Origin of the sequence: Amycolatopsis thailandensis (assembly GCF_042723255.1) — a bacterium.
Taxonomy (GTDB): Bacteria; Actinomycetota; Actinomycetes; order Mycobacteriales; family Pseudonocardiaceae; genus Amycolatopsis; species Amycolatopsis thailandensis.
The window spans coordinates 1-19,387 of the sequence record NZ_JBHXJK010000047.1; the positions used below are offsets into that span (position 1 = coordinate 1).

17 protein-coding genes are annotated in these 19,387 nt (G+C 68.8%); 11 read left to right on the forward strand and 6 right to left on the reverse strand.

The features are described 5' to 3' along the window. Nucleotides 1-49: 49 nt before the first annotated feature. Entirely contained in the window at nt 50-847 is a 798-nt protein-coding gene (locus ACFWMR_RS20145; RefSeq protein ID WP_378379441.1) for an SDR family NAD(P)-dependent oxidoreductase, read from the reverse strand. 14 nt (nt 848-861) lie between these two features. Beyond that, nucleotides 862-1,581, reverse strand: a complete 720-nt coding sequence (locus tag ACFWMR_RS20150; protein ID WP_378379443.1) for an SDR family NAD(P)-dependent oxidoreductase — start codon at nt 1,579-1,581, stop codon at nt 862-864. 122 nt (nt 1,582-1,703) lie between these two features. On the opposite strand from ACFWMR_RS20150, the gene ACFWMR_RS20155 reads away from it, so the two are divergent. From ACFWMR_RS20155 to ACFWMR_RS20170, 4 genes are read left to right on the forward strand one after another with little or no spacing between them, the layout of a single operon-like run. Next, on the forward strand, nt 1,704-3,569 hold the full coding sequence (locus ACFWMR_RS20155; RefSeq protein WP_378379444.1) for a primary-amine oxidase: 1,866 nt from the start codon (nt 1,704-1,706) through the stop codon (nt 3,567-3,569). 10 nt (nt 3,570-3,579) lie between these two features. Next, nucleotides 3,580-4,371, forward strand: coding sequence for a molybdenum cofactor biosynthesis F family protein (locus ACFWMR_RS20160; RefSeq protein ID WP_378237040.1), 792 nt, complete (start codon nt 3,580-3,582; stop codon nt 4,369-4,371). A 3-nt stretch (nt 4,372-4,374) separates the two neighbouring features. Then, nucleotides 4,375-6,009, forward strand: a complete 1,635-nt coding sequence (locus tag ACFWMR_RS20165) for an amidohydrolase (protein WP_378379445.1) — start codon at nt 4,375-4,377, stop codon at nt 6,007-6,009. Nucleotides 6,010-6,050: 41 nt separating this feature from the next. Further along, complete coding sequence (locus tag ACFWMR_RS20170; RefSeq protein ID WP_378278702.1) at nt 6,051-6,638, forward strand: TetR/AcrR family transcriptional regulator; 588 nt, start codon at nt 6,051-6,053, stop codon at nt 6,636-6,638. 302 nt (nt 6,639-6,940) lie between these two features. Here ACFWMR_RS20170 and ACFWMR_RS20175 read toward each other — a convergent pair whose 3' ends face one another. Continuing rightward, nucleotides 6,941-7,876, reverse strand: coding sequence for an alpha/beta hydrolase (locus ACFWMR_RS20175; protein WP_378379446.1), 936 nt, complete (start codon nt 7,874-7,876; stop codon nt 6,941-6,943). Continuing rightward, entirely contained in the window at nt 7,873-8,859 is a 987-nt protein-coding gene (locus ACFWMR_RS20180; RefSeq protein ID WP_378379447.1) for a methyltransferase family protein, read from the reverse strand. The genes ACFWMR_RS20175 and ACFWMR_RS20180 overlap by 4 nt, the downstream gene beginning before the upstream one ends. A 234-nt stretch (nt 8,860-9,093) precedes the next feature. On the opposite strand from ACFWMR_RS20180, the gene ACFWMR_RS20185 reads away from it, so the two are divergent. The 5 genes from ACFWMR_RS20185 to ACFWMR_RS20205 are packed head-to-tail and all read left to right on the forward strand — an operon-like array spanning nt 9,094 to nt 15,021. After that, nucleotides 9,094-10,854, forward strand: a complete 1,761-nt coding sequence (locus tag ACFWMR_RS20185) for a dipeptide ABC transporter ATP-binding protein (RefSeq protein ID WP_378379448.1) — start codon at nt 9,094-9,096, stop codon at nt 10,852-10,854. After that, nucleotides 10,851-12,434 carry an ABC transporter substrate-binding protein gene (locus ACFWMR_RS20190; protein WP_378379449.1) on the forward strand — a complete coding sequence of 528 codons (1,584 nt, stop codon included), beginning with the start codon at nt 10,851-10,853 and terminating at the stop codon, nt 12,432-12,434. Before ACFWMR_RS20185 ends, ACFWMR_RS20190 begins: the two co-directional genes overlap by 4 nt. Next, a complete protein-coding gene (locus ACFWMR_RS20195; RefSeq protein WP_020636398.1) occupies nt 12,431-13,375 on the forward strand; it encodes an ABC transporter permease in 945 nt (314 codons plus the stop codon). Before ACFWMR_RS20190 ends, ACFWMR_RS20195 begins: the two co-directional genes overlap by 4 nt. Then, nucleotides 13,372-14,292 (forward strand): ABC transporter permease, encoded by a 921-nt coding sequence (locus ACFWMR_RS20200; RefSeq protein ID WP_378379450.1) that lies wholly within the window; start codon nt 13,372-13,374, stop codon nt 14,290-14,292. The genes ACFWMR_RS20195 and ACFWMR_RS20200 overlap by 4 nt, the downstream gene beginning before the upstream one ends. A 36-nt stretch (nt 14,293-14,328) precedes the next feature. After that, complete coding sequence (locus ACFWMR_RS20205) at nt 14,329-15,021, forward strand: alpha/beta fold hydrolase (RefSeq protein WP_378379451.1); 693 nt, start codon at nt 14,329-14,331, stop codon at nt 15,019-15,021. Nucleotides 15,022-15,203: 182 nt separating this feature from the next. Here ACFWMR_RS20205 and ACFWMR_RS20210 read toward each other — a convergent pair whose 3' ends face one another. Beyond that, nucleotides 15,204-16,145, reverse strand: a complete 942-nt coding sequence (locus ACFWMR_RS20210; RefSeq protein ID WP_378379452.1) for an aldo/keto reductase — start codon at nt 16,143-16,145, stop codon at nt 15,204-15,206. A gap of 69 nt (nt 16,146-16,214) precedes the next feature. Here ACFWMR_RS20210 and ACFWMR_RS20215 point away from each other — a divergent pair, with 69 nt between their 5' ends. Next, nucleotides 16,215-16,931, forward strand: coding sequence for an SDR family NAD(P)-dependent oxidoreductase (locus ACFWMR_RS20215; protein ID WP_143254569.1), 717 nt, complete (start codon nt 16,215-16,217; stop codon nt 16,929-16,931). Here the strand turns inward: ACFWMR_RS20215 and ACFWMR_RS20220 are convergent. Next, nucleotides 16,848-18,176, reverse strand: coding sequence for an amidohydrolase (locus ACFWMR_RS20220; RefSeq protein ID WP_378379453.1), 1,329 nt, complete (start codon nt 18,174-18,176; stop codon nt 16,848-16,850). The genes ACFWMR_RS20215 and ACFWMR_RS20220 overlap by 84 nt on opposite strands. A 100-nt stretch (nt 18,177-18,276) precedes the next feature. Here ACFWMR_RS20220 and ACFWMR_RS20225 point away from each other — a divergent pair, with 100 nt between their 5' ends. Beyond that, a complete protein-coding gene (locus ACFWMR_RS20225; RefSeq protein WP_378379454.1) occupies nt 18,277-19,380 on the forward strand; it encodes a zinc-binding dehydrogenase in 1,104 nt (367 codons plus the stop codon). Nucleotides 19,381-19,387 lie beyond the last annotated feature (7 nt).

Sequence of the window (19,387 nt, forward strand, 5' to 3'; positions counted from 1 at the left end):
CCTTCCTTGCGCTAGACGCAAGGAAGGGGGCCATCATGTACTTGGCTGCTTAAGAACCCATGCCCGCGCGTTCGAAGGCCAGCGTCGGCAGGTCGACGGCGTGCGCGCCGCCATCGGCGACGATCACCGCGCCGGTGATGTACGACGACTCCGAGGACCCCAGGAACCGCACGATCGACGCGATCTCCTCCGGCTCGGCGGGACGGCGCAGCGGGACCTCGGCGGTGACGCGGCGGTAGCCCTCGTCGTGACCGCCGTCGAAGCCCGCGGCCTCGGCGAACTGGTCCATCTCGCCGTCCGCCATCGGGGTGCGCACCCAGCCGGGACAGACCGCGTTCGCGCGGACGCCCTTGGGCCCGTAGTCGCGGGCGATCGAGCGGGTCAGCCCGATCAGCGCGTGCTTCGCGACGGTGTAACCGGCGACGTTCGGCCCGGCGAACAGCCCGGCCAGCGACGACACGATGACGACCTGGCCGCCGGTTTCGACCAGCGTGGGCAGGGTGGCCCGGCAGAACACGAAGGCGCTGGACAGGTTCGACCGCAGGGCCAGTTCCCATTCCTCGTCGCCGGTGTCGACCACCGAGGACAGGCCGTGCCCGCCGGCGTTGGCCACCACGACGTCGATCCTGCCGAACTTGCCGACGATCTCCGCCGCCGCGCCCTCGGCGGCTTCGCGATCGCTGGCGTCGCAAGCGATGACGTGCGCGCCGGTTTCGGCGGCCACCTTCTCCAACGGTTCGACCCGTCGTCCGAGCACCACCACCTGGGCGCCCTCGTCGGCGTACCGGCGGGCGACCGCGGCACCGATACCGGTACCGCCACCCGTGATCGCGACAACCTTCTTCACTTGCGGAGTCCTTTCTAAGCGGGGAAACCCGAGCGGGCCGAGACGCCGAAGTCGGCGAGCACGGCCTGGCCGTTGACCGTCCGCGAACGCGCGGACGCGAGATGGAGCACCTGCCAGGCGACTTCCTCGGGAGCCTGCACCGGGAACGCGGGATCGTCGAGCACCTCGCCCAGATCGCCGCGCGCCATCGGGGTGTCGACCACCGACGGGCAGACGCAGTTCACCCGGACACCGGGGAGATCCACCGCGAGCGCCCTGGTCATCGCCACCACGGCGCCTTTCGAAGCGCAGTAGGGCACCATGCCGGGAGCACTGGTGAAAGCCGAGTCGCTGGCCAGCAGCACGACCGAGCCGTTCGACGCGGTGAGCCACAACGCGGCGTGTTTGACCAGCAGGAACTGGCCGGTGACGTTGACCGCCATCAGCGCGGCGAAGTCCTCCGCCGAGGTTTCGGTGACCGGTGTCCCCACCGGGCCGGAGACCCCGGCGCAGCCGACCACGACGTCGAGCCCGCCGAACCGGCCTGCCACGGCGTCGACAGCGGCGGCCACGGACGGCTCGTCCGTCACGTCGGCGTGAACCGCCAGGAGACCGTCCGCGAGGGTGGGCACCGGTACCCGGTCGAGGGCGCCGACCCGCGCGCCCTCGGCCAAGAACGCCTGGACGCAGGCAAGACCGATCCCGGATGCCGCGCCGGTCACCAGCACGGCCTTGCCCGCGAGCTCCAGTCCCATGGCGCCATCCTGCGGTCCGGGCCTCTCACGGGGGTTGGCCGTCAGTGCATCCTTCTTGTCGGCAGCCGCACGACGGCCACGCGGTCTTTTCAGGAAGGGGTGGAGAGGCAAGACTGCGAAGCATGACCAGGCCGCATCCGCTCGACCCGTTGACCGCCGACGAACTCACCGCAGGCCGCGCGATCCTGGCCGACGAGGGCCAGTTGACCGCGACCACGCGGTTTCCGGCGGTACTGCCCGTGGAGCCGGACAAGGGCGACGCCGCCCCCGATCGCCGGGTCCAGTACACGCTGCTGGACACTGCGACCGGGCACGCTCGCGACGTGGTCGTTTCGCTGACTAAACGCGAAGTGGTCTCCACTGAGGACTGCGGCGACGGCCAGCCCGCGTACCTGTTCGAGGAGTACGACCTCGCCGCGTCCATCACCAAGGCGTCGCCGGAATGGCGGGCCGCGATGGACCGCCGCGGGCTCTCCGACCGGATCGAGCACGCTTTCTGCGCTCCCCTGGCGCCCGGCTTCTTCGGCAGGCCCGACGAGACCGGCCGCGTCATCCGCTCGCTGACGTTCCTGCGCGACGACGAGTCCGACAGCCCGTGGGCACATCCAGTCGAGGGCCTGATCGTGCACATCAACTTGACCGAACAGCGGGTCATCAGGGTCGAGGACGTGGGCGACGTGCCCGTCCCGCCGGAACACGGCCGCTACGGCGACGTGCCTGCCCGCACAACGCTCAAGCCGATCGAGATCACTCAGCCCGAGGGGCCGAGTTTCGTCGTCGACGGCAACGAGGTCACCTGGGAAGGCTGGAAACTCCGCGTCGGCTTCAACGCCCGCGAAGGACTGACGCTGCACCAGATCAGCTTTCAGGACCGGTCGGTGCTGCACCGTGCGTCGGTACCGGAGATGGTGGTGCCGTACGGGGACACCGCGCCCGGCCGGTTCTGGATCAGCTACTTCGACGCGGGCGAGTACCTGCTCGGCAAGAACGCCAACGACCTGCGGCTGGGCTGCGACTGTCTCGGCGTCATCCACTACTTCCCCGCGTACGTCGCCGACGACCACGGCCATCCGGTCGAGATCCCGCGCGCGATCTGCATGCACGAGGAGGACTACGGGATCCTGTGGAAGCACACGGATCTCGACGGCCGCGCCGAGGTCCGCCGGTCGCGGCGGCTGGTGATCTCGTCGATCTCCACCATCGGCAACTACGACTACGGGTTCTTCTGGTACCTCTATCTCGACGGCACCGTGGAGCTGGAGGCGAAGGCCACCGGCATCGTGTTCGCCGGCGCCGCGCACACGGGCACGAAACACCCGCACGCCAACGAGATCGCGCCCGGCCTGTTCGCGCCGGTGCACCAGCACCTCTTCTGCGCGCGACTGGACGTGGCGATCGACGGCGAACGCAACTCGCTCGTCGAGATCGACGTCGAACGGGTGCCGATGGGCGAGCAGAACCCGTACGGGAACGCTTTCACCTGGAAGGAGACCCCGCTGCGGTCGGAGCTGGAGGCCCGGCGGCACGCGGATCCGGCCAAGGCCCGGGTCTGGGAGATCCGCAGCGCGGAACGGACCAACCGGCTCGGCACCCCCACGGCGTACCAACTGGTCCCCCGGCCGTCCGCGACCCTGATGGCGCAGCCGGAATCGACCGTCCACCAGCGGGCGACGTTCGCCACCCGTCACCTGTGGGCGACGCCGTACCGCGCCGACGAGCGCTACCCGGCGGGCGAACGGCCGAACGCCCATCCCGGTGGCGCGGGCCTGCCCGCGTGGACCGCCGCCGACCGGGACCTGACCGACACCGATCTCGTGCTGTGGCACGTCTTCGGCCCGACCCACATCCCGCGCCCGGAGGACTGGCCGGTCATGCCGGTCGACTACTCCGGTTTCTCCTTGCGCCCCTATGGCTTCCTGGACCGCAATCCGGCCCTCGACCTGCCTTCCGGCGCTGCCGACGAGCACTGTTCCGCCCACGATCACTAGGACTGCCCCGATGCCCGAACTGACCCTGTCCGACACGTCCACCTGGCTGCCGCTGGACGGTCTCGCCCCCGGTTTCGACGCGAACAAGGCCCCCACGGTCGGCGACCTGCACGGCCGCACCTTCGAACTCGCCTGCGAAGACGGCACCACGTTCACCGCGGGTTTCTCCGGCACCCGGATCGAATGGACCTACCACGGCACCGGCACCGACCGCTGCGAGACGTTCCTGGTCGACGACGACCTGTACTACGTCCAGTTCCACCCGCAGGCACGGCAGGAAGAGGCGTTCACCCTCCTGCTCGACCTGCGCCGCGGCCGCGCGCTGCTCGTGCTGAGCAAGATCGGTGACACCTCGCCCCGGGTCACGCAGCAGTTCGTGGCCGCCACGATCGGCGGGATCGAGCCGAGCGGCGAGTCACTGGCCCCGACCACGTCGCTGGTCGGGCGCCGGGTGCTGTGGGTGTACAGCACGGAGCACGCCTACGAGCACGTCTACCTCAGCCCGCACTGGTACACGTGGCAGTGCCTGGCCGGACCGGAGAGGGGGCTCGCCGACACCGACGAGAACTCGGTCTACGAACTGCGTCCCGGCATCTACGTCTTCGCCTGGCGGGAGAAGGTCATCCCGTGCGCGTCGGTGACCGTCGCCGATCACCGTGACGCCAAGCGGCTGCGCTCACACGGTGTCCTTTTCGGACTGGACGCCACCGGGAGCACTCCGACCCACTTCACCTTCGGCGCGCACGGCAAGCTGCTGAGCACCACCGTGCACCCCGAGGCTTACGACCCCGCCGGGAGCTGAGCCTTGACCGCCGACCTCATCCTCACCAACGCCACGGTGTACACAGTGGACGGTGCCCGGCCCTGGGCGTCGTCACTGGCGATCAAGGACGGCCGGGTGCTGTCCCTGGAGGACATCGAACGCGGGCCGAACACCGAGGTCGTCGACCTCGACGGCGCCTTCGTGATGCCTGGCCTGGTCGACGTGCACAACCACCACGCCCTCGCCGGGCGCGCGGCCCTGTTCGAGCTGACCTTCGGCCTCGACGCTGGCTTGGACGACATCCTCGCCGCGGTCCGCTCGCACGCCGCCGCGCTCGGACCGGACGAATGGGTCGTCGGTGGCGCCTGGGCGTCCACACTGGTCAGTACCCTTTCGCGGACTTCGGCCCGGCACGCGCTCGACGAGGCCGCGGGCGGGCGTCCGGTCATGCTTTCGGACGACAGCAGGCACAACCGCTGGGTGAGCAGCCGGGCCTTGGAACTCGCGGGCGTCGCCACCTCGACAGCCGACCCGGCGGGCGGGGAGATCGTCCGCGACCCGTCGACCGGCGAGCCCGTCGGTGTCCTGCTCGAGGCGGCGGGTGTCGCCGTCGAGCGGGCGCTCAGCGAGACGCGGAAGCTCACCGCCGAGCAGCACGTGGCGGCTTCGCGGCACGGTATCGGCACACTGCACTCGTATGGGGTCACCGCGTTCCAGGACGCCGGCGTCTCCGCCGATATCCTCGGCGCGCTGAAGTCGCTCGACGACGCGGGCGAACTGCACGCCTGGGTCGTGTCGTCGCTGCTGATCAACGACCCGATCTTCGGCTTCGACCCGATCGGCGCGCCGTTGCTGGAGGTCGCCGGGCAGTACCGGAGCGAGCACCACCGGCCCGACTTCGTGAAGATCTTCCTCGACGGAGTCCCGCCGACGCGCACCGCCGCCTTCCTGGAGCCGTACCTGCCGGACGCCGCGCACGGCGCCTGTCACCACGGCGCCACCACCATGCCGGGCGACGAGCTCACGGGCTGGCTGCGTACCGCGGCCGCGGCCGGGCTGTCGGCCAAGGTGCACTGCACGGGGGACGCGTCGGTGCGCGCCACACTGGACGCGGTCGAGAAGATCCGCGCCGAAGGATTCAGCGACGCGCGGTTCCAGGTCGCACACGGGCAGTTCGTCCACCCCGACGACCTTCCGCGCTTCGCATCGCTGGGTGTCGCCGCTGACATCTCGCCGTTCCTGTGGGTCCCCGGGGTCATCCCGGCGGCCATCGCCGAAGTATTGCCCGGTGAGCGGGCCGGGCGGATGCAGCCGAACCGGTCGCTGCTGGACGAGGGCGCGCTGGTCGCGGGCGGTTCGGACTGGCCGGTCAGCGAGTCGCCGAACGCGTGGGAGGGCATCCACGGCCTCGTCACCCGGCAGGATCCGACCGGCACGTTCCCAGGGGCGCTGTGGCCGGAGCAGGCGATCACCCTGGCCGAGGCCGTCGAGGTCTTCACCCTCGCCGCCGCCCGCGCGATGGGACTGGGCGACGTCACGGGCTCGCTGGTTCCCGGGAAGTCGGCTGATTTCGTCGTATTGGACCGCGATCCGTTCAAAACCGATCCGTCTGCGCTCGTCAAGACAAAGGTGACACAAACGTGGTTCGCCGGGCACCGCGTGTATCAGCGCGCCTGATCTCCTACACTGGTAGAAGAACCAGTGCGGGAGGTCTGCCGATGCCGAAGATCATCGACCACGACGAGCGGCGCAGCCACATCGTCGACGTCACCTGGGATTTGATCACCCAGGGCGGGATCGAGGCCGCCACCATGCGCGAGATCGCGGCGGCCGCCGGCTTCGCCAACGGCGCGCTCAAGCTGTACTTCCCGAGCAAGGAAGACATCATCCAGGCCACCTACGAACGTGCGCTCGGCATGATGCGCGAGTACGTGGAGCTGGACGAACTGCGAGGCCTGACAGCGCTCCGCGAGCTGTGCGTCTCGTCGATGCCGATCGACGAGGACCGCATCGCCGCGGGGCGCGTCCTGCTCACCTTCTGGCAGCTGTCGCTGACCAACCCGAAATTGCAGGACAAGTACCTCGAGCACATCCGCTCGTGGCGGGGTCTGCTGCACCGGTACCTCACCGAGGGCCGGGAGGACGGCGACATCGTCTGCGAGACCCCCGACGAGCAGTTGGTCGACGAGGTCGTGCTGATCAACGCCGGGGCCAACGTGATGAGCCTGGTCGCCGGGGAGTTCTCGACGATCGCTTTGCAGGGGCAGCATCTGGAGTCGTTCTTCGCGCGCCTCACCCGCCCCTGACGTCCCTGAAGGCCTTTCTCGCATTCAAGTGACTAGCCGCGGCAGGTCGCCGACCCCGCAGGCGCGACTCGCGTGATCAAAGACGGACCTCCCGTGCTCAGAGACCGATCTCGCGTGTTTAAAGCCGTAACTCACGTGCTTGGAGACGGAACTCGCGAGTTACGGCTTTAAACACGCGAGTTACGGCTCCAAGCACGTGAGTTACGGCTCTGATCACGCGAGATCGGTGTGCGTGCACGGCGTTGGCGTCCCGAGGGTCCCTTCCTCGCATTTGAAGCGGGGAAGGGACCGCATTCAGAGGACTAAACGCGGCGGTCGAACACCCGCGTCAGGAAGCTCGCCACGTGCTTGTGCGAGCGCGGCGAAGCGGGCAGGTCCGTGTACAGACCGTAGAACCCGTGGATCTGCCCCGAATACCGCGTCATCTCCACCTTCGTCCCCGCGTCGGTCAGGCGCCGCGCGAACTCCTCCCCCTCGTCCCGCAGGACGTCGTACTCGGCCGTCAGGACCAGCGCCGGCGGGAGCCCGGTCAGGTCGTCGGCACGCAGCGGCAGCAGATACGGGTCGTTCAGCTGCGCCGGGTCCGACACGTACTGCTCGAAGAAGAACCGCATCGCCCCGGCCGTCATGCCGTAGCCCTCGGCGTAGTCCACATAGGACCGGAAGCCGTCGTCCGGGTGGCCGTAGACCGGGCAGATCAGCACCTGCGCGGCCAGCGGCGGCCCGTTCCGATCGCGGGACATCATCGAGACCACCGTCGACAGGTTGCCTCCGGCGCTTTCCCCGCCCACCGCGATCCGCGCCCCGTCCACCGCGGGACCGGCGCCGCCCGCGGCGAGCCATTCGACGACGGTGTAGCAGTCGACCGGGGCAGCCGGGTACGGGTGCTCCGGCGCGAGCCGGTAGTCCACCGCGACGACGGCGACCTCGGCGGCGTTGCACACCGCCCGCGAGGCGACCTCGTTCTCGTCGATCGAGCCGATCGTCCAGCCACCGCCGTGGATCCAGACGAACGCGGGCACCGGCGTGGCGACGTCGGGCAGGTAGACCCGCACGCGCACACCGGAGGGCAGGACGTGGTCGGTCACCGAGGCGACCTCTTCGACCGTGTCGGGACGTCGCCACGAAGCGGCGAAGGCGGCTCGCAGCTCGGGAGCCGTCAGCGGCCCGGCGGGGGCCTCGGACGGCGCACTGCGGGCCAGGAGTTCCTTGACCGCGGGATCGAGGGTCACCGTCACACCGCTTCCGCGACGAGCACCCGGGGGCTGCCCGGCAGCGCGAGCCGGTCGATGACCCGCCAGCCCGCGTCGGTCAGCCATTCCCGAACCTCCGCCTCCGGGTAGACGACCGTCCCGTCGATCACCAGGTACTCCCCCGCGTGCAGCGCGTCGATCGGCCGCTGGACCGCGTCGTCGTCGAGGAAGAAATCGAGCAGAAGCAGGGTGGACCCGGGCGCCGCGGCCGCGCGGGCGTTGCGGAGGATCTCCGCGTTCTGTTTCGCGTCGAAACGGTGGACGACGTGGTTGACCATCACCAGGTCGAACTCGCCTTCGGGACGCGCGGTGGGCGTCTCCGCCCCGACCACGGTCGCACGGTCGGCGAGACCCGCCAGCGCCGCCGCGGTGGTCACCGACTCGGTGAAGCCCGGGTCGAAGACGAACGTGGTGTGCAGCTCTTCGTTGGCCTTCATCGCTTCGACCGCGAACGCGCTCGAAAGCCCGCCGAGGTCGAGAAGCTTTCGATGGGAGCCGAAATCGAACGCGCCGGCCAGCATCTTGGCGTGCAGGGCGTTGTAGGTCATCACGCCGTTCATGAACGTGCCCCAGCGCGCGTCGTCCATCTCCAGTTTGCCGGGTTCGCCGGTGTCGGCGGTGTGGCCGAACTGCAACCAATGGGGGTAGCTGATCGAGTCCAGGAACGTCAGGAACGGCGCGAGGTCCAGTTCACCACCGCCGAGGTACTCCGCCGCGTCCGCGGCCGCCTCGTACCGTCCGTCCACACGGGACAGGAGACCGAGCGATGACATGGCGTCACCGAGGATCCGGGTGATCTTCTCCGGTTTGCCGGTCTTCTCCGCCAGCTCGGCCGCCGTCAGCGGCCCGTCGGCGAGCGCGGTGAACAGGCCGATCCGGCTCGCCGCGAAGAGTTGCTTGGCCGCCATGTAGCCCACGGCGATGTCCACGATCCGCTCGGGACCGGCAGTCTTGGTCGACCCGCTCACGGGTGCCCTCCTTAGCTCGTTTCGAGCGAGAGTCTACAGACGTAGACAAAAGAATCCAGTGCAAGTTTTCGCCCACCACCAGGAAAAACCTGCCGGATATCAACTTCCTACATTCGTAGAATATACCCATTGACAGCACCCCCGCCCAGTGTCAACATGCGTAGAACTACCCCCGCCGGAGGCCCGTTCCCCGGCAGTGCGGTCCGCTTCGGGCGGGCACGGGAAAGGGGATTCATGACCCTGCTCGAATTACGAGAACTGACCGTCGGCGTCATCGCCGACGAAACCGAACGCGAACTGGTGCGAGAACTTTCGTTCGACCTCGAACAAGGCCGGACACTCTGCGTGGTCGGCGAATCCGGCAGCGGTAAAACGGTGACGGCCTTGTCGATCATCCGGTTACTGGAGTTCGTCGCACCGGTGTTCACCCGCGGTGAGATCACCGTCGACGGCGTGGACGTCACACGCCTCTCCGCCGACGAGATGCGCTCCTACCGCGGGCCGCGGATCGGGATGATCTTCCAGGAGGCATTGGATTCGCTCAATCCGAGTCAACGGGTCGGCAAGCAGCTGATCGAGGCCTACCGCAAGCCCGGTTCCCTGCCGCGCCAGGCCGCGCGCAAAGGCACTCCGTTGCACCGCGAGGCCGAGGCGAAAGCACGCGGCCTGTTGAAGGAGGTCGGCCTCACCGACACCGACCGGGTGCTTTCCCTGTACCCGCACCAGATGTCGGGTGGGATGCAGCAGCGCGTGATGATCGCGCTGGCGCTGATGGCCGACCCGAGCCTGCTGATCGCCGACGAGCCGACGACGGCCTTGGACGTGACCACGCAGGCGGAGATCCTCACCCTGTTCGACCGCGTCCGCCGCGACCACGGCACCGCGTGCGTCTTCATCACGCACGACATGGGCGTGGCCGCGCAGGTGGCCGACCGGATCGCGGTGATGTACCGCGGCGAACTGGTCGAACTCGGGTCCAAAGAGGACATTCTGCACGCGCCGAAGCATCCCTACACCAAGGCGTTGCTCGACTGTGTCCCGAAGCTCGGGGTGAGCAGGCGCGACGGCTTCCCCACCATCTCCGAGGCGCTGCTCGAAGCCGCGATGAACGGCGATTCGGCGGTCGCGACCGAGACCAGGACGCTCAACCGCGCGAAGGCGGAGAACGCCGGCGAGGGCACCGCGCTCGTCATCGACTCCGTGTCCAAAGTGTACGGACGGCGCGGCCGGTTCTCCTTGAACCGCGAACCCGAGGTGCACGCGGTCAAGGACGTCTCGCTGGAGATCGCGCCCGGCGAGTTCTTCGGCCTGGTCGGGGAATCCGGTTCGGGCAAGACCACGCTCGGCCGCCTGGTGAGCGCGCTGGAACCGCCCACTTCGGGCACCATCGCCTTCGGTGAGCACCGCTGCACCTCGGCCGGGCTCGACGGCGACGAGCGCGCGTTCCGCCGCCGCGCGCAGCTGATCTTCCAGGATCCGCAGAGTTCGCTCGATCCCCGGCACACCGCCGCCCGGATCATCGCCGAACCGCTGCGGGAGCTCACCGGCCTCCGCGGCGCCGAACTGGACCGCCGGGTCACCGAACTGATCGACGAGGTCGGTCTCCCCTCGGACACGGCGAAGAAGCTGCCGTCGCAGCTGTCCGGCGGTCAGCGCCAGCGCGTCTCGATCGCCCGCGCGATCGCGGCGGAACCCGACCTCATCGTCGCCGACGAGCCCACCTCCGCGCTCGACGTCTCGGTGCAGGGCCAGGTGATGAACCTGCTGCTCGAACTGCGGCGCACTCGCGCGCTCAGTTTCCTGTTCATCACGCACAACCTCAGCCTCGTGCTCTCGGTCGCCGACCGCGTCGGCGTCATGTACCGGGGCGAATTGATCGAAATCGGCGACCCGGACGAGATCCGGCTTCACGCCCGGCACGAATACACCCGCCGCCTCCTCGCGGCGAACCCCGAACTGCCCGCCCACCCTCACACTGGAGTGCGGAACCCATGAGACGAACCCTGACCTCGGCCGCCCTCGGCTTGGCGACCGTCCTGCTGCTCAGCTCGTGTATGGGAGGGCAGGCGGGCGGTGGCGGAGCCGCGGACGGGCCCCCGAAGCCCGGCGGCAACCTCAACGTCGCCGTGCCCACCGACCCGCAGTCCCTCGACATGGTCGCGAACCCCGGCCAGGTGACCGCGCACATCGGCAACATGATGTACGAGAAGCTGTTCGAGGTGGACCGGAGCTTCACCTCCCGGCCCATGCTGGTCGAGGACTACACCACCAGCCCGGACAGGCTCACCTACACCTTCAAGCTGCGCCAGGGAGTCACCTTCCACGACGGCAACCCGCTGACGTCCGAGGACGTCGTGGCGAGCCTGAAGCGGTGGCAGCAGGTCCACCGCACCGGCCAGCTGGTCACCCCGGACATCGAGGCGATCACGCCTGCCGACCCGGCGACGGTGATCATCAAGCTCAAGCAGCCGCGGTACCCGCTGATCAACGAGCTCGCCGGCGCGGGCACGGAGATCTACGAGGCGAAGAACCTCGCCGGTGCCCCGGCGACCGGTTTCGCCCAGGACAAGGCGATCGGCACCGGGCCGTACAAGCTCAAGAGCTGGGACATCGGCCGTGAACTGGTGCTGGAAAAGTACTCCGGCTACAAGTCCCGGTCCGAAGAGGACTGGGGCGGGCAGGCGGGCGCCAAGCACGCGTACCTGGACACCGTGACCTACAAGGTGGTCTCCGACCAGGACGCGCTGATCAACGGCCTCCAGACCGGGCAGTGGGACCACATCATGCCCACGAACGACCAGTACGAGACGCTGCGGAACAACCCGGCCGTGGTCGTGCACAACCTGCCCGGCGGCAACGACAACGTGGTGATCCCGAACTTCAACACCGGTTCGAAGTTCGCCGACCCCCGGGCCCGCGAGGCGCTGAACCTGATCCTGGACAAGCCCGCGATCAACGCGGCGACCGGCGGCAGCAAGGACCTCACCCTCGAGACCGGCGCCTTCGCCTCCCCGGACAACAAGCAGTTCTATTCCACCGCGGGCGAAGAGGTCTACAAGAAGCACGACCCGGAGAAGGCCAAGCAGCTGCTCGCCGAGGCCGGGATCACCGCCGGGGCGACGATCCGCATCGTCACCACGAACTCGTACCCGGAGTTCGGCAAGTGGGCCGTGCTGATCCAGGACAGCCTGTCGAAGATCGGCATCAACACCAAGATCGACACGTTCGACTTCGCGACCATGCTGGGCACGCTGACCAAGGAACCGGGCGGCTGGGACATCACCACGCTGTTCTTCGACTCGGCGCTGACCTCGCCCGCGCAGATGCCCGCCCTCACCCTGGGCACGCTCAACGGTTCGACCTCGCCCGAGCTGGACGGGCTGATGGCGGAGTTCAACGCCTCGACGACGCCTGAGCAGGCGAAGGCGGTGGTGGACAAGCTGCAGGCGTTCACCTGGAAGCAGCTGTCGGTGATCACCCTGAGCCAGTCCAGGCTGTACGCGGCCTACTCCCCCAAGCTCAAGGGCTACGGCGACTTCTACCGCGTCTTCTGGAACACCTGGCTGGCGTCATGACCGGTCTCCTGCTGCGCCGGCTGCGCGATCTGGTGATCATCCTGGTGATCGTCGGGACGATGATGTTCTTCGTCATCCGGCTGATCCCCGGCGACCCGGCGCAGGCCATCCTCGGCCCGACCGCGCGACCGTCCGATGTGGACGCACTGCGGGAGAGCATGGGACTGAACGGCCCCTTGTGGGAGCAGTACCTCAGCTGGGCCGGGAACGTGCTGCACGGCGACTTCGGCACGTCGATCACCTATCACGCGCCGGTGCTGGGCGTGGTCGCCGACCACATCCTGCCGACGCTGACCCTGGCCGTGCTGTCCACGGTGATCAGCTTCTTCCTCTCGGTCGCGATCACCTCCTGGCAGGCGGTGTCGCCGCGCAACCCGGTGGCCCGCGCGCTGGACCGGCTCTCGGCGCTCGGCATGGCGATGCCGGACTTCTGGATCTCCCTGATGCTCGTGCTGGTGTTTTCGGTGACGCTGCGCTGGTTCCCGTCCAGCGGCTACGAAAACCTGTTCACCGATCCGGCGACGGCGGTGCCCGCGCTGGTGCTGCCGCTGACCGTGCTGGTCATCGGGCAGACCGCGTTGTTCGTGCTCACCCTGCGCGAAAGCCTGCTCGGCGAACTGCCCCTGGCGTACCTGCGCACCGCACGGGTCAAGGGGCTGTCCGAGCGGCAGGTCATGACCAAACATGTCCTGCCGAACGCGCTCATGCCGCTGATCACCCAGCTGGGCAGCAACTTCGCCATGCTGGTCGGCGGGATCGTGATCATCGAATCCATCTTCGTCGTGCCCGGGCTGGGCCATCTGCTGATGGGCGCGGTGTCCACTCGCGACTTCCCGCTGATCCAGGGGGTGACGCTGTTCGTCGCGGTGCTGTTCGTACTGGTCAACCTGCTGGTGGACCTGTCGTACGCGCTGCTCGACCCGAAGGTGCGTGTCTCGTGAGCGTGGCACTGATCGAAAAGACGTCGTCGGTGCGGGAGAAGCCTCCGTCCGGTCGCGCGGCCAAGGTGTTCCGGCGCAACAGGATGCTGGTGATCACCACCGCGTTGCTGGCGCTGATCGTCCTGACCGTGATCGTGCTGCCATTCTTCCTGCCCAGTGTCAGCGCGACCGACCCGGTGAACCGGCTGCTGCCGCCGTCCGGCGCGCATCTCCTCGGCACGGATTCGTTCGGCCGTGACGTGCTCGCCCGGCTGGTCTCGGGCGGACGGGCGTCGCTCGGGCTGTCGGCCCTGATCACCCTGTGCGCGGCCTTCACCGGCCTGGTGATCGGGCTGATCAGCGGGTTCTTCCGGGCGGCCGACGCGGTGCTGATGCGGGTGATGGACGCCTGGATGTCGTTCCCGGCGATCATCCTCGCGATGGCGCTGGCGATCTCGCTCGGCGCGAGCATCTGGACCGAGCTGATCGCGCTGACGGTGATCTTCACGCCGTTCACCGCCCGTGTCATCCGCAGCCGCGTGCTCGGCATCGCCGGCCGGGCCTACATCGGCGCGGCCCGGGTGTCGGGGATGAGCAAGTGGAAGATCCTGGTCGTGCACGTGTTCCCGAACGTGCTGCCGCTGGCGCTGGTGCAGGTCGTGATCCTGTCCGCGGCGGCGATGCTGGTCGACGGGGCGATGAGCTTCCTCGGTCTCGGCATCGCTCCCCCGACCCCGACCTGGGGCAACATGATCGCCGAAGGCCGGTCGTACCTGGTGCAGGCGCCCTGGCTGGTGATCGCGCCCGGCGTGACGATCATGGTGTGCGTGTTCCTGCTGAACCTCATCGGATCGTCGCTGCGGATCGCCGTCGACGCCCGCGCGCGGACGCTGAGCGAGATGCAGCGCCTGCGCACCCGCCGTCCCTCCGGCAGCTGAGAAAGGATTCCGTTGTCTGCCACTACTTCCTTGGCCGTGCGCCGATTCGCTCCCGAAACCGTCTCGGGACCGCCTGTGCTGCTGGTGCACGGATTCGCCTCCGACGGGCACACCGACTGGATCACCACGGGGTGGCCTGCCGCGCTCACCGCCGCGGGCCGTGAGGTGCTCGTGCCCGATCTGCCCGCGCACGGCTCCAGCCCGGCTCCGTCGGGCTCGCTGGGGGCCACCGCGATCACCGCCGAACTGGCGGCGCTCGTCGCGGGTCTGTCCGAAGTGGACGTCGTCGGTTACTCGCTGGGTGCCCGGCTCTCGTGGGAACTGCCCGCGCAGGCTCCGGTGCGGCGGCTCGTGCTCGCGGGGGTGAGCCCGTTCGAACCGTTCGGCGCCGTCGACATCGCGGCGGCGCTGGCGTTCGCCGACGGCGGCAAGGCGCCGTCGGATCCGCTGACGGGGATGATCGCGCACATGATCACCACGCCGGGCCGGAATCCGGCCGCGCTCGCGCGGTGCATCGAAGACCTGCGCGGGGAACCTTTCGCGCCTGTCGCCGGTGCGATCTCCGTTCCAACGCGGTTCGTGGCGGGCGTGGACGATCCGGTGAGCCACGGCATCGAGACGTTGGTCGAGCTGGTGCCGGGGGCTTCGCTGGTGCGGGTGCCCGGGGACCACGGCGGGGCGTTGCGGAGCGCGGAATTCAAGGCGGCCGTTTTGGAGTTCCTGGCCTGAGACTTGCCCCGACGCGCGCTATGAAAGGTCCTTTCCTTGCGAAATTTGCAAGGAAAGGACCTTTCATAGCGTTACCGCTGGTTCGGCGCGCGTCCGGGGGTCACACCTGCGCCGATGTCATGAGGGGTCCCCATAGGACAAAAAATGTCTTATGGGGACCCCTCATGACACTCGCGGCGCCGTCAGAAGGTGCCATCGGCGGCGACCGAACGGTCCAGCCAGAGATCCTCCAGGGCCGCCCGGATCTCCGCACCATGGGAAGCGGCCAGCGCGACGGCACCCAGGTTGTCCTCCAGCTGGGTCATCCGGCTCACCCCGAACAGCACGTTCGCCACCGGCTCGTAAGCGAGACAAAACGCGAGAGACAGCTGCGAAGGACTCGCCCCGAAGTCCCCGGCCACCGCGGCGACCCGCGAGGCGGCGTCCCGGATCGACTCCCGGATCCCACCCATGTCCGCGCCGATCTTCCGCTCTGGCGTCTTGCCGAGCAGCACGCCGCCCTCGAACACGTCCGACGCCTGCAAGGTCAGCCGTCCGGCCTCGAAATGCGGCCCGTAGAACGGACCTTCCGCCATGGACCGCCGCGCGACACTGTACTTCAGCTGAGCGAACCGGGGCGCCGGAAGTCCTTCGGCGGCGGCGAACTCGATCGCCCGGTCGAGATCCGGGGCCCGCCAGTTGTTGACACCCCAGACGTCGAACTTGCCGAGCCGGATCTGTTCGGCCACTTCGGTGACGATCCGCGGGATGTCCGGCTGTTCGAAGTAATCGCCGACGACGACGGCTTCCGCACGGTCGACGCCGACACGGTCGAAGGAGGTCGCGAGCTGCTCGGCGAAGCCGGTGTTCGGGTAGTCCCAGAGCCAGAGTTTCCCGCACAGCTGGTACTCGTCGCGCTTGATCCCGGCCGCGCGGACCGCCTCGCCGAAGATGAGGTCCGTGCGTGACTGTTCGGCATGCGGCCCCATGTTGTAGTGGGCGACGTCGAACAGCGTGACCCCGGCTTCGATCGCGTACCGGATCAGGCGCACCGCGTCGTCGAACTCCATGCGGTCCCAGGTGTTCCAGGATCCCAGGCTCAGGGCCGAAGTGGCGAAGCCCAGTCCGTTCTGCTTCTCGTGCACGAGTTTTCCTTTCTCTGGCAACAGAAACCAGTTTTAGTCTACGATTGTAGAATGAACAAGAGACTCGTAGTGGTGACCGGCGGTGCCAGTGGCATCGGCCGCGGAGTCGCCGAAGCCTTCCAGTCCGCGGGCGACCGCGTGGTCATCGCCGACGTCGACGCGCGCGCGGCCCACGAGCTGGCCGGCGAACTCGGCGCGGAACACGTGGAACTCGACATCTCCGACCCCGGCTCGGTCGACGCGGCGCTGACGCTGATCACCGAACGGTTCGGCGCGGTGGACGTCCTGGTCAACAACGCCGGCCTCGCCGGGGGCGGCGGACCGTTGGTGGGACTGGACATCGGCGTCTTCGACCTGTGCATGCGGGTGAATTTCCGCGGCACCTTCCTGATGACGCGCGCGGTCGGCGCGCACATGCTGGCGGCCGGGACCCGGGGTGCCATCGTCAACATCACCTCCATCGGCGCCCGGCAGCCGACCCCCGGACTCGGCCACTACGAGGCCACCAAGGCCGCGGTCGAGGCGCTCACCCGCTCGGCCGCGCTCGAACTGGCGCCACACGGCATCCGGGTCAACGCCGTCGCCCCCGGCCCGGTGCTGACCCCGATGACCGCCGGTTTCGCTTCGGACACCGCCGCCCGCGCGGCGTGGGAAGCGAGGATTCCCCTGGGAACCATCGCTTCCGTCGCCGACGTGGTGCCGTCAGTCCTGTTCCTCGCCTCCGCCGACGCCGGCCATCTCACCGGGGTGAGCCTCCAGGTCGACGGCGGGCAACTGCTCACCTGAGTACACGACGCGGCCGCCGGACACGGTGAGTTCGACACCGACGTCCGGCAGGTCCGCGAACGCGACCTCGAGTGGATTCGCGGCCAGCACGCAGAAGTCGGCGACGCGGCCCACGGTCAGCGAGCCCTTCCACTCCGCCGAGCCGTCCTGCTCGGCGGCCGCGACCGTGTAACACCGCAGCAGCCGGGCCATCAGCTCCGAGTCCATTTCGGACGCTTCCAGCATCTCGGCGGCCGCGGCGACGTGCACCCGCCAGTCCAGGGTGACCACCGGCGCGTCACTGCTCAAGGTCAGCGGGACGCCCGAGTCCAGCATCTGCGCCAGCGGCCAGGCGCGGGCACCCACCTCGGCGCCGAGCGCGTCCGTCAGCATCCCCCGCATCGCCACCGCGATCGCGGGCTGCGTGGTCAGGCCGACTCCCGCCGAAGCCATCCGCGCCAGCTGATCCGACGTCACCAGATCGCCGTGCACCAGGTGGTCGCCTTGGCGGAGCGCACCGAGCGCGGCCTCGATACTGCGGTCCCCCGTGGCGTGCACCGCGACCACCATCCCGGCGTCGTGCGCGAGGTGGATCATCGCCGTGAGGTTCCGCGCGCGGCCCGGATCGTCGTCCCCGTCGACCAGAAGCGCGCCGTGCGAACCGTCGGCGTAGCAGTGATGCGTCCAGGCCGACCGCATCGGCGGGATGCCGTCCGCGAAGATCTTCACGCCGGGCACGGTGAGCCACAACGGATCCGCGGCCGGTGACGGCGTCGCCAGCCCGGCCTGGAAGTCCGCCAGCGAACTGGCGCCGTCGAGCAGGCCGAACAACCGCAGCGCGGTCACCCTCGCGCGCAGAAGCCCTTCCGCGGCCAGCGCCGCGTATTCCTCCAGTACCTCGGCGCCGAAACACCCGGTTTCGCCCGGCCCGAGGCCGGGTTCGGTGTAGCTCGTGATGCCGAGCGAGGCGCAAAGATCACCCGCCCGCAGGATCGCGGCCCGCCGTTCGGCGGAGTTCCGGACCGTTTTCTCTTCTCCCCCGGTGAATCCGGCACCACCGATGAGCGTGTCCGGCCACCGGGCACCCAGCCAGGTCGCGTGCAGGTGGGCGTCGTTGACGCCGGGCAGAACGGTTCTCCCCGCCAGGTCGATCACCTCGGTCTCCGGGCCGATGTGATCCAAGGCGACGTCACCGACGGCGACGATCCGGTCATCCCGCACGGCCATCGCCCGCACGACGGTGCCCGCCGGGTCGAAAGTGAGCACGGGACCGCCGCGAACCACGAGTGAAGCGGGGCGAATACGTTGCGACGGCATGGTTCCTCCAGGATCTGGACTTTTTCTCCTACGACTGTAGACTAAAAAGATGGTCAACAGAACCGAAGCGGCGGTGCTCACCGAACACGGCTCCGCGCTCACCTTGCGGGAACTACCGCTACCGGAAGAGCCGGAACCAGGCGCCGCGCTGGTCCGGATCACCTGCACCACCTTGTGCGGCACCGACGTGCACATCTGGTCCGGCCAGATGACCTTCCCCGGCATGCTCCCGATGGTGCTGGGACACGAAATGGTCGGCGAAGTGGTGGCCGTCGGACAGGGCACCACCGACACCCTCGGCCGGGAGATCGCCGAGGGCGACCGTATCGGCTGGTCGGAGTCGACCTGCGGAAAGTGTTACGGCTGCACGATCTTGCGCGAACCGGTCGCCTGCGAGAAGCGCGGATACGGCTTCCTCCAGCGTTCCGACGTCTTCCCGTACGCCACCGGCGGGCTCGTCCGGTACTGCTACGTGACACCCGGCGCGGCCAAGCTCCTCCTGCCGGACGACGTGAAGGACACCTGGGCCTCGATGTCGGGCTGTGCGGGCAAAACCGTGCTGCGGGCCGTTTCCCGGTCCGGCGGGATCCGTCCCGGTGCGACGGTCGTGGTCCAGGGCGCCGGCGCGCTGGGCGTGTTCGCCACCGCGGTCGCGCGGATCTCCGGCGCGGGCGACGTCATCACCATCGGCGGCCCGGCCGACCGGTTGGAGACCGCCGAGCGTTTCGGCGCCACGGCGACGATCCCGGTCGACGGTTCCGTCGAAGACCGCGTCGAACGGGTCAAGGAACTCACCGGCGGCCGCGGCGCCGACCACGTCTTCGACTTCGCCGGGGGTCCGACCATCGGTGAGGAGGCCGTGGCCTTCGCCGCCCAGCGCGGCACGATCGCCATCGTCGGTTCCACCGGCCCCATGCCCTCCCCCGTGGCGCTGGGCACTGTGATGGGCAAGGAACTCACGGTCGTCGGGTCGCTCAACGGCGACATCGCCGACTACCACCGCTCGGTGGACTTCTTCCGCACCTTCGCCGGCCGGATGCCCTGGGACGACTTGTTCAGCGCGCCCGTCGGGCTTTCCGAAGCGTCCAAGAGCGTCGAGTCGATGTCGCGGCTCGGCGAGCTCAAAGCCGTCATCGATCCCCGCCTTCCCTAGGAGACCC